7 protein-coding genes and 1 rRNA gene are annotated in these 9,077 nt (G+C 69.4%); all 8 read right to left on the minus strand.

Annotation, left to right across the window (positions count from 1 at the left end; all coding sequences use genetic code 11):
- Positions 1-2: 2 nt before the first annotated feature.
- The 8 genes from H610_RS23175 to rrf all read right to left on the minus strand — a co-directional run bounded on the left by H610_RS23175 (position 3) and on the right by rrf (position 9,059).
- Positions 3-1,364, minus strand: coding sequence for an esterase-like activity of phytase family protein (locus H610_RS23175; RefSeq protein ID WP_051231466.1), 1,362 nt, complete (start codon positions 1,362-1,364; stop codon positions 3-5).
- Between the two features lie 123 nt (positions 1,365-1,487).
- Positions 1,488-2,387 (minus strand): hydroxymethylglutaryl-CoA lyase, encoded by a 900-nt coding sequence (locus H610_RS0103320; RefSeq protein ID WP_028238354.1) that lies wholly within the window; start codon positions 2,385-2,387, stop codon positions 1,488-1,490.
- 16 nt (positions 2,388-2,403) lie between these two features.
- A complete protein-coding gene (locus H610_RS0103325) occupies positions 2,404-4,296 on the minus strand; it encodes an acetyl/propionyl/methylcrotonyl-CoA carboxylase subunit alpha (protein ID WP_028238355.1) in 1,893 nt (630 codons plus the stop codon).
- Positions 4,293-5,093: a gamma-carboxygeranoyl-CoA hydratase gene (locus tag H610_RS0103330; RefSeq protein ID WP_028238356.1), complete on the minus strand. Its 801-nt coding sequence runs from the start codon at positions 5,091-5,093 to the stop codon at positions 4,293-4,295. The genes H610_RS0103325 and H610_RS0103330 overlap by 4 nt, the downstream gene beginning before the upstream one ends.
- 52 nt (positions 5,094-5,145) lie before the next feature.
- Positions 5,146-6,753 carry a carboxyl transferase domain-containing protein gene (locus H610_RS0103335; protein WP_028238357.1) on the minus strand — a complete coding sequence of 536 codons (1,608 nt, stop codon included), beginning with the start codon at positions 6,751-6,753 and terminating at the stop codon, positions 5,146-5,148.
- A gap of 89 nt (positions 6,754-6,842) precedes the next feature.
- Positions 6,843-8,006, minus strand: coding sequence for an isovaleryl-CoA dehydrogenase (locus H610_RS0103340; protein ID WP_028238358.1), 1,164 nt, complete (start codon positions 8,004-8,006; stop codon positions 6,843-6,845).
- Between the two features lie 53 nt (positions 8,007-8,059).
- On the minus strand, positions 8,060-8,434 hold the full coding sequence (locus tag H610_RS0103345; protein ID WP_028238359.1) for a MerR family transcriptional regulator: 375 nt from the start codon (positions 8,432-8,434) through the stop codon (positions 8,060-8,062).
- Between the two features lie 509 nt (positions 8,435-8,943).
- Positions 8,944-9,059 (minus strand): 5S ribosomal RNA (gene rrf / locus H610_RS0103350).
- Between the last annotated feature and the right edge of the window lie 18 nt (positions 9,060-9,077).

Raw genomic sequence — 9,077 nt, forward strand, 5'->3', positions numbered from 1 at the left:
CGTCAGGACCGCGTCTCGGGCTCGACACGTGCGCAGCGCATCAGCCGCCGCTGGCGTTCGGCCGGGCCTTCCAGGCGCAGGCCGGCCAGCGGCGCGGCCAGGCGCACCTTGAGCAGCTCGGTGGCGTCGGCGGCCAGCTCTCGCCCGCCGCCGCCGGGGAAGTTGTTGTCGTTGGCCACCAGCAGCGTCCAGGGGTCGAGCGGCAGCACGCTCTCGATGGTCACGTAGGGGAAGGTGAACAGGGTGCTGCCGTCGGCGTTCAGGTCGTGCGGGTCGGCGATGTTCATCAGGTCGACCAGCTCGGTCTTGCTCACCAGGCCGCCAGACACCACACGGCGGGTGTCGATCAGGTAGATCTTCTTGAAGGGCACGCCGCTGGTAGCGGTCGAGCCGTTGCGCTCGATGACCAGGAAGCGGCTGTCGTCCACCGCGGTCATGTCGCCGATGGCATGCTCCGGCGCCTCCAGCCGGTAGAAGTAGCGCACCCCGGTGTAGCGCTCCTGTTCGATGTCGAATTCGTCGATGCGCAGCCGGTCGACCGGGTCGCCGGCCACCGGCTTCTCCAGCAAGGTGTATAGGCGGTCGCCGCGCGGGCTGATCGCCATGCCCTCGACGCCGCCGGAGCCGGCCAGGTTGGCGCGGGCGCGGCCGGCGACCACGTCGCGGTGCTCCGGCGCATAGACGCCCGGCAGCGGGATTTCGCTGCGCAGCACGGTGCCGGCGCGGTCGGTCTTGATCAGATAGGGGCCGAATTCGTCGCCGAACCAGAAGTTGCAGTTGGCATCCTGACGCACCGATTCGACGTCGAAATCGGCGCCGGTGAGCAGGCGCCCGAAGCGGATCGACGGGGCCACTTCCGGGTTGGCCGCGCTGTCGTAGTAATAGGCGTGCTCGGCCTGGATCGGCACGCCGAGCCTTTCGTTGGCATCGTTGAGGGTGATCCGCGCCGGCTCGGTGAAGCGCGCCAGCGGCAGGCCGGTGAGCAGGCCGCTGGCACTGACGGTGCCGGTGCCGCCCTCGGCGGTGCGGAAGTCCGGGCGCAGGCTGTACAGCCGCAACAGCGCGTCGGCGGAGTTGCCCCGCGCGCCGAAGCCGTTGTCGCTGAGGAACAGGAAGCTGCCGTTCTCGCCCGGTAGCACGGCGGAGAATCCCTGCACCGGCTGGCGGTCCGGGTAAGGCGGCAGGTGGGTGCCGTAGGGATTGCCGCTGATCATCTGGCCGGAGGTGGGGCCGTCGGAAAAGGTGTCGGGGGCCATGACGGCCCAGCCGACGAGGGTGCCGCCGGCCGCCAGGGCCTCGTTCGAGAGTCCGGCCGCCAGGGCCAGGGTGAGGGCCAGGGTATGGGCGTGGTTCGCGCGTCGCATCGGAAGTCTCCATCCATTCGGGACAATGCCACCGACGGGCACGCCGGTACTGCGGCAACCCGAACCTTACGCAGCGCGTGTGTCAGCGCCGTGGCGACAGCCAGGCCAGCAGGCCCCAACCGATCAACGGTCGATCCGCGCGCGGGCCACGCGCGAGCCGTTGGGCCGGCCGAGCAGCGCGCAGATGCGCTGCCCGGCGGCGATCAGCCGGTCCAGGTCGACGCCGGTGGCGATCCCCAGCCCCTGCAGCAGGTAGAGCACGTCCTCGGTGGCCACGTTGCCGCTGGCGCCCCTGGCGTAGGGGCAGCCGCCGAGGCCGGCGACCGAGCTGTCGAACACCGCGAGGCCTTCCAGCAGGCTGGCATAGATGTTCGTCAGCGCCTGCCCGTAGGTGTCGTGGAAGTGCCCAGCCAGACGCTCGCGCGGGATGTCGCGGGCGACCGCCTCGATCAGCCGGCGGGTGGCGCCGGCGGTGCCGACGCCGATGGTGTCGCCCAGCGACACCTCGTAGCAGCCCATCCCGATCAGCTCGCGCGCCACGCTGGCGACCTGCTCCGGCGCCACCTCGCCGTCGTAGGGGCAGCCGAGCACGCAGGAGACGTAACCGCGCACGCGCACCCCGTGCCGGGCCGCGGCCTCGGCGACCGGCGCGAAGCGTTCCAGGCTTTCGGCGATCGAGCAGTTGATGTTCTTCTGCGAGAAGGCCTCGGACGCCGCGGCGAACACCGCCACCTCCTCGACGCCCGCCGCCAGGGCCGCCTCGAAGCCCTTGAGGTTCGGCGCCAGGGCCGCGTAGACCACGCCCGGCCTGCGCCGAATGCCGGCGAACACCTCGGCGCTGCCGGCCATCTGCGGCACCCACTTGGGCGAGACGAAGGCGCCGGCCTCGATATAGCCGAGCCCGGCCTCGCCGAGCTCGTCCACCAGCCGCACCTTGTCGGCGACGGCGATCGGCGTCTGCTCGTTCTGCAGCCCGTCGCGCGGGCCGACCTCCACCAGGCGGACACGCTCGGGCAGGCTCATCGGCGACCTCCGTTCATCAGTCTTGTACCTCCACCAGCACGGCGCCTTCACCGACCAGGTCACCCTCGCGGCAGTTCAGCGCGGTGACGGTGCCCGCCGTGGCGGCGCGGATGCTGTGCTCCATCTTCATTGCTTCCAGCACCACCAGCGGCGTGCCGGCCTCCACCGCCTGCCCGACGGAGACCAGTACGCGGACGATGCTGCCGTTCATCGGTGCGCTCAGGCCGCCGGAGTGGGCGTGCGCGGCCTCGGCCGAGGCGATGGGGTCGAAGGCGCTCACCGCCAGGGTCTCGCCTTCCCATTCGACGTAGAGCAGCTCGCCCTGGCGGATTGCCGGCGGCGCGGCGTCCGTCGGCAGCCTGAGCGACAGGCGCCGGTCCTCGCCGCTGCAGCACAGGTGCAGGCTGACCGTCGCCGGCAGGCCGAGGCGCAGGCCGCTGCCCGCAGCCCAGGGCGAGTGGCGATCGTCGTCGCGACCCTGCGTCGGCAGCTGCGCCAGCCAGGCGCGCCCGGCGGCCTGCCAGAACGCTTCGGACAGCGCCGGGCGCGGCGGCAGCAACGCCGCCTGGTGACGAGCGATGAAACCGGTGTCGAGCTCGGCGGCGGCGAAGGCTGGATGGCCGAGCACGCGGCGCAGGAAGGCGAGGTTGGTCTTCACCCCGCCCACCCGCGTCTCGCCGAGCATGGCCAGCAGCCGCAGGCGCGCCTCCTCGCGGCTCTCGCCCCAGGCGATCAGCTTGGCCAGCATCGGGTCGTAGAACGGCGACACGGCGTCACCCTCGCGCACGCCACTGTCGACCCGCCGCCCCGGCCCGGGCGCCGGTTCGCGGTACAGCCGCAGGCTGCCGCTGGCCGGCAGGAAGCCACCGTCCGGGTCCTCGGCGTACAACCGCACCTCGATCGCATGCCCGTGCAGCGGCACCTGCGCCTGGGTGATCGGCAGCGGCTCGCTCTGCGCCACACGGATCTGCCAGGCCACCAGGTCGAGACCGGTGATCGCCTCGGTGACGGGGTGCTCGACCTGCAGCCTCGTGTTCATCTCCATGAAAAAGAAATCGCCGCGCTCGTCGAGCAGGAACTCCACGGTGCCGGCGCCGACGTAGCCGATCGCCTGGGCCGCGCGCACCGCCGCCTCGCCCATGGCGCGGCGCAGTTCGGCGCTCAGCCCGGGGGCCGGCGCTTCCTCGACCACCTTCTGGTGGCGGCGCTGGATCGAGCAGTCGCGCTCGTTCAGATACAGGCAGTGGCCGTGGCGGTCGGCGAACACCTGGATTTCCACGTGGCGCGGGCGCAGCACGTACTTCTCCACCAGCATGCGCGCGTCGCCGAAGGCTGCCTGGGCCTCGCGCTGCGCCGATGCCAGGGCCTCGGCCAGTTCGCCTTCGTCCTCGACGATCTTCATGCCCTTGCCGCCACCGCCGGCGGCTGCCTTGAGCAGCACCGGGTAGCCGATGCGCTCAGCCGCCTGGCGGAAGGTCTCGAGGTCCTGCGCCTCGCCGTGGTAGCCCGGTACCAGCGGTACGCCGGCCGCCTCCATCAGGCGCTTGGCGGCCGACTTGCTGCCCATCGCCTCGATCGCCGACGCCGGCGGACCGAGGAAGATCAGCCCGGCGTCCTCGCAGGCACGGGCGAACCCGGCGTTCTCCGAGAGAAAACCGTAGCCCGGATGCACCGCCTGCGCGCCACTGCGCCGGGCCGCCTCGAGGATGCGCTCGATGCGCAGGTAGCTGTCGGCCGGCTTGGTGCCGCCCAGCGGCAGTGCCTGATCGGCCTCGTGCACGTGCAGCGCCTGGCGGTCCGCCTCGCTGTAGACGGCGACCGTCTCGAGGCCCAGGGCGCGCGCCGTGCGCATCACTCGGCAGGCGATCTCGCCGCGGTTGGCCACCAGCAGGCGGCTGATGGTGCTCATGAGCGCGGCTCCTGCCAGCCGGGCTTGCGCTTGTCGAGGAAGGCGCGCAGGCCCTCCTGGCCTTCCGCGCTGACGCGGATGCGCGCGATGGCGCTTTCGGTGTAGCGGCGCAGGGCCGGAGTCAGCGCGCCGCTGCCGACCTCGCGGAACAGGTCCTTGGTGGTGCGCATCGCCTGCGGGCTGTTCAGCAGCAGGTTGTCCACCCAGTCGGCGAAGACATCCTCCAGGGCCTCGGCGCTGGCACATTCGGCGAACAGCCCGAGCTGGTGCGCACGTTCGCCGGAGAAGCGCTCGGCGGTCAGCGCATAGCGCCGGGCCGCGCGCTCGCCGATCGCCTGGACGACGAAGGGGCTGATCACCGCCGGCGTCAGGCCGATGCGCACCTCGGACAGGGACAGCTGCGCGTCGGCCGCGCCAATGGCCATGTCGCAGCAGGCGATCAGCCCGAGCGCGCCGCCGTAGGCCGCCCCGTGCACCACGGCGAGGGTCGGCAGCCTGAGGTGGTAGAGGTTGTACATGAGCTCGGCGAGCTCGCGGGCGTCGTCGAGGTTGGCGTTGTAGTCGAGCCCGGCGGCCTGGTGCATCCAGGCCAGGTCGGCGCCCGCGGAGAAATGCCGCCCGCGCCCACGCAGGACCAGAAAGCGCAGGTCGCGATTCTCCTTGACCTCGTCCAGCGCGAGGATGAGTTCGCGGATCATCTGCGCGTTGAAGGCGTTGTTCTTTTCCGGGCGGTTCAGCCAGAGCGTGGCGAAGCCGCGCGGTTCGTATTCCAGTTGGACGGTGGTGAAATCGCTCATCGGGGACTCCCAGGCAGGCCTTTTGCGCCCTCTCCACGGAGAGGGCGCCGCATCACATTCTGAACACGCCGAAACGGCTCTCTTCGACCGCTGCGTTGAGGCTGGCGGAGATCGCCAGGGCCAGCACCTCGCGGGTCTGCGCCGGGTCGATGACGCCGTCGTCCCACAGCCGGGCGCTGGCGTACCAGGGATGGGCCTGGCGCTCGTACTGCTCGACGATGGGCTGCCTGAGCCGCGCCTCCTGCTCGTCGCCGAACGGCTCGCCGGCCCGCTCGGCCTGCTCGCGCTTGACCTGGACCAGCACCCCGGCGGCCTGCTGCGCGCCCATCACGCCAATCCTGGCGTTCGGCCACATCCACAGCAAGCGCGGGTCGTAGGCGCGGCCACACATGCCGTAGTTGCCCGCGCCGAAGCTGCCGCCGATGATCAGGGTGAACTTGGGTACCCGCGCGCAGGCCACAGCGGTGACCAGCTTGGCGCCATGCTTGGCGATCCCGCCGGCCTCGTACTTCTGCCCGACCATGAAGCCGGTGATGTTCTGCAGGAACAGCAGCGGAATGCCGCGCTGGCAGGCCAGCTCGATGAAGTGCGCGCCCTTCTGCGCGGCCTCGGCAAAGAGGATGCCGTTGTTCGCCAGGATCGCCACCGGGTAGCCGTGCAGGTGGGCGAAGCCGCAGACCAGGGTGGTCCCGAACAGTGCCTTGAATTCGTCGAAGGCCGAATCGTCCACCAGCCGGGCGATCACCTCGCGCACCTCGAAGGGCTGCTTCGGGTCGGCGGGGACCACCCCGTACAGCTCGTCGACCGGATAGCGCGGCGGCAGCGGTTGGCGCTGCTCGAGCCGGCCGAGCTTGCGCCAGTTCAGATGGGCCACACAGCGCCGGGCGATGGCCAGCGCGTGTTCGTCGTTCTCGGCATAGTGGTCGGCGACGCCGGAGGTGCGGCAGTGCACGTCGGCGCCGCCCAGCTCTTCGGCGGTGACCACCTCGCCGGTCGCCGCCTTCACCAGCGGCGGCCCGGCGAGAAAGATGGTCGCCTGGTTGCGCACCATGATGGTCTCGTCGCTCATCGCCGGCACGTAGGCGCCGCCGGCGGTGCAGGAGCCCATGACCACGGCGATCTGCGGGATGCCGCGCGCGCTCATGTTGGCCTGGTTGAAGAATATCCTCCCGAAGTGTTCGCGGTCGGGAAACACCTCGTCTTGGCGCGGCAGGTTGGCCCCGCCGGAGTCGACCAGGTAGATGCAGGGCAGGCGGTTCTCCAGGGCGATCGCCTGCGCCCGCAGGTGCTTCTTCACCGTCAGCGGGTAGTAGGTGCCGCCCTTCACCGTGGCGTCGTTGGCGATGACCATGCACTCGACACCTTCGATGCGCCCGATGCCGGCGATCAGCCCCGCAGCCGGGACGTCTTCACCGTAGACGTCGTGAGCCGCCAGTTGGCCGATCTCGAGAAAGGGCGAGCCGGTGTCGAGCAGCGCGTCGATCCGTTCGCGAGGCAGCAGCTTGCCGCGCGCGCGGTGGCGCTGTTGCACCTTCTCGCCGCCGCCCTGCTGAATGCGCTCGAGCAGGCCGCGCAGTTCGTTCACCTGGGCGAGCATCGCCTCGCGGTTGGCGACAAATTCCGGCGAGCGTGGGTTGAGCTGGGTATGCAGGATGGCCATCAAAGCTCCTCGAAAAGTACGCCTGAGGTTGGGCGAGGCTGCGGCTGTCTTTCCGTTCAGCCTCAAGCCTCGAGCCTCCAGTGCCTTGGCTATCGGGTCTCGTTGAACAGCTCGCGGCCGATCAGCATGCGGCGGATTTCACTGGTGCCGGCACCGATCTCGTACAGCTTGGCGTCGCGCAGCAGGCGCCCGGTGGGAAATTCGTTGATGTAGCCGTTGCCGCCGAGGATCTGGATTGCCTCCAGCGCCATCTGGGTGGCGCGCTCGGCGGTGTAGAGAATGACGCCGGCGGCGTCCTTGCGGGTGGTCTCGCCACGGTCGCAGGCCTGTGCCACTGCGTACAGATAGGCGCGGCTGGCATTGAGCTGGGTGTAGAGGTCGGCGACCTTGCCCTGGATCAGCTGGAACTCGCCGATGCTCTGGCCGAACTGCTTGCGGTCGTGGATGTAGGGCACCACCACGTCCATGCATGCCTGCATGATGCCGACCGGCCCGCCGGCGAGCACCACGCGCTCGTAGTCGAGCCCGCTCATCAGCACCTTCACCCCGCCGTCGACGACGCCGAGCACGTTCTCTTCCGGCACCTCGACGTCATCGAAGAACAGCTGGCAGGTGTTCGATCCGCGCATGCCGAGCTTGTCGAACTTGTTGCTGCGGCTGAAACCCTTCCAGTCGCGCTCGACGATGAAGGCGGTGATCCCGTGCGCGCCCTTCTCGGGCTCCGTCTTGGCGTAGATCACGTAGGTATGGGCGTCGGGACCGTTGGTGATCCAGGTCTTGCTGCCGTTGAGCACATAGCGATCGCCGTGCCGCTCGGCACGCAGCTTCATGCCGACCACGTCGGAGCCGGCGTTGGGTTCGCTCATCGCCAGCGCCCCCACCTGCTCACCGCTGACCAGCCCGGGCAGGTAGCGGCGCTTCTGCTCGGGACTCCCGTTGCGCCTGATCTGATTAACGCAGAGGTTCGAATGCGCCCCGTATGACAGCGCCACCGAGGCCGAACCGCGGCTGATCTCCTCCATGGCCACCGCATGGGCGAGGTAGCCGAGGGCCGAGCCGCCGTATTCCTCCTCGACGGTGATGCCCAGCAGGCCCATCTCGCCGAACTTGCGCCAGAGGTCCTGGGGAAATTCGTTGTCTCGATCGATCTGGGCAGCGCGGGGCGCCAGTTCGCTGGCGACGAAGGCGCGGGTCTGCTCGCGCAGCATGTCGACGGTGTCGCCGAGGGCGAAGTTGAGGCTGGGGTAGTTCATTCGGTCACCTGTGCTTGTTCTTGTCGGGTGCGAGTGGACGGGCTACCTGGAGGCTAGACGGTGGTGGCCTCCAGCGCGGCGCGACAGCGCTCTTCGGCCGTATCGAGCTCGAGCTGCATCTGGCGGATATCGAGCAGCTGCTGCTCGAGCTGCTCGCGGCGTTCGGCGATCTTGTGCATGAAGGTCTCCAGTTGCTTGCGGTTGCCGCCTTCCGGGTCGTACAACTCGATCAGCTCCTTGCACTCGGCCAGCGAGAAACCGATGCGCTTGCCGCGCAGGATGAGCTTGAGCGTGACCCGGTCCTTGCCCGAGTAGACACGCTCCTGCCCACGCCGCTCGGGGCTGAGCATGCCCTGCTCCTCATAGAAGCGGATCGCCCGGGGCGTGATGTCCAACTCGCGGGCCAGGTCGGAAATGCTGTACGGCATGCGCCACCTCTTACGTTTACGTTAACGTAAGCCAGCGATGACTATTGGTCAACCGCCCGGGCGATCGGTACACGGGAATCGACCCGCCCGAAGGCGTCATGTATCGGATGGTCGAGTCGGAGAAGCAGCCGGAGAGAGGGACCCGCCCTGGAAACGGCGGAGGCGCTGACAGGCAGATCCGGATCTGCCCGCTACCTCGGGCCGAAGGTCAACCGGATTGCAGCGAGCATATTGTGAAGGCCTGAAGCCGGCGCCCATTGGCCTGGCACTCAGCCGCCCTCCGTGGATACCGGCCTGCGCCGGCGTGACGGGCTCTGGCGCAGCGTCCAGACTCCTTACCCCCATCCCGTCGCCCCGGCCTGCGCCGGGGCCCAGTGGGGGCCACGCCGCCGCCCGGCCGCACGCCTGAGGGCCGGCCCGCTCCAGGGATGCCGGGCGCAGCCATCCACTTTTCCACCGCGCAAAAGCAAACGCCCCGGCCGTTTCGGGCCAGGGCGTTTGGGATAGGAGCTTGACGATGACCTACTCTCACATGGGGAAGCCCCACACTACCATCGGCGATGCGTCGTTTCACTACTGAGTTCGGGATGGGATCAGGTGGTTCCAACGCTCTATGATCGTCAAGCAATTCGGTTGGGGACCC

Origin of the sequence: Stutzerimonas azotifigens DSM 17556, assembly GCF_000425625.1 — a bacterium.
GTDB classification, from domain to species: Bacteria; Pseudomonadota; Gammaproteobacteria; order Pseudomonadales; family Pseudomonadaceae; genus Stutzerimonas; species Stutzerimonas azotifigens.

What these genes read in the sequence shown, in the direction of transcription:
- H610_RS0103330 (WP_028238356.1), bottom strand. Translation starts at nt 5,093, where the DNA reads ATGAGCGATTTCACCACCGTCCAACTGGAATACGAACCGCGCGGCTTC.
- H610_RS0103320 (WP_028238354.1), bottom strand. Translation starts at nt 2,387, where the DNA reads ATGAGCCTGCCCGAGCGTGTCCGCCTGGTGGAGGTCGGCCCGCGCGAC.
- H610_RS0103340 (WP_028238358.1), bottom strand. Translation starts at nt 8,006, where the DNA reads ATGAACTACCCCAGCCTCAACTTCGCCCTCGGCGACACCGTCGACATG.
- H610_RS0103325 (WP_028238355.1), bottom strand. Translation starts at nt 4,296, where the DNA reads ATGAGCACCATCAGCCGCCTGCTGGTGGCCAACCGCGGCGAGATCGCC.
- H610_RS0103345 (WP_028238359.1), bottom strand. Translation starts at nt 8,434, where the DNA reads ATGCCGTACAGCATTTCCGACCTGGCCCGCGAGTTGGACATCACGCCC.
- H610_RS23175 (WP_051231466.1), bottom strand. Translation starts at nt 1,364, where the DNA reads ATGCGACGCGCGAACCACGCCCATACCCTGGCCCTCACCCTGGCCCTG.
- H610_RS0103335 (WP_028238357.1), bottom strand. Translation starts at nt 6,753, where the DNA reads ATGGCCATCCTGCATACCCAGCTCAACCCACGCTCGCCGGAATTTGTC.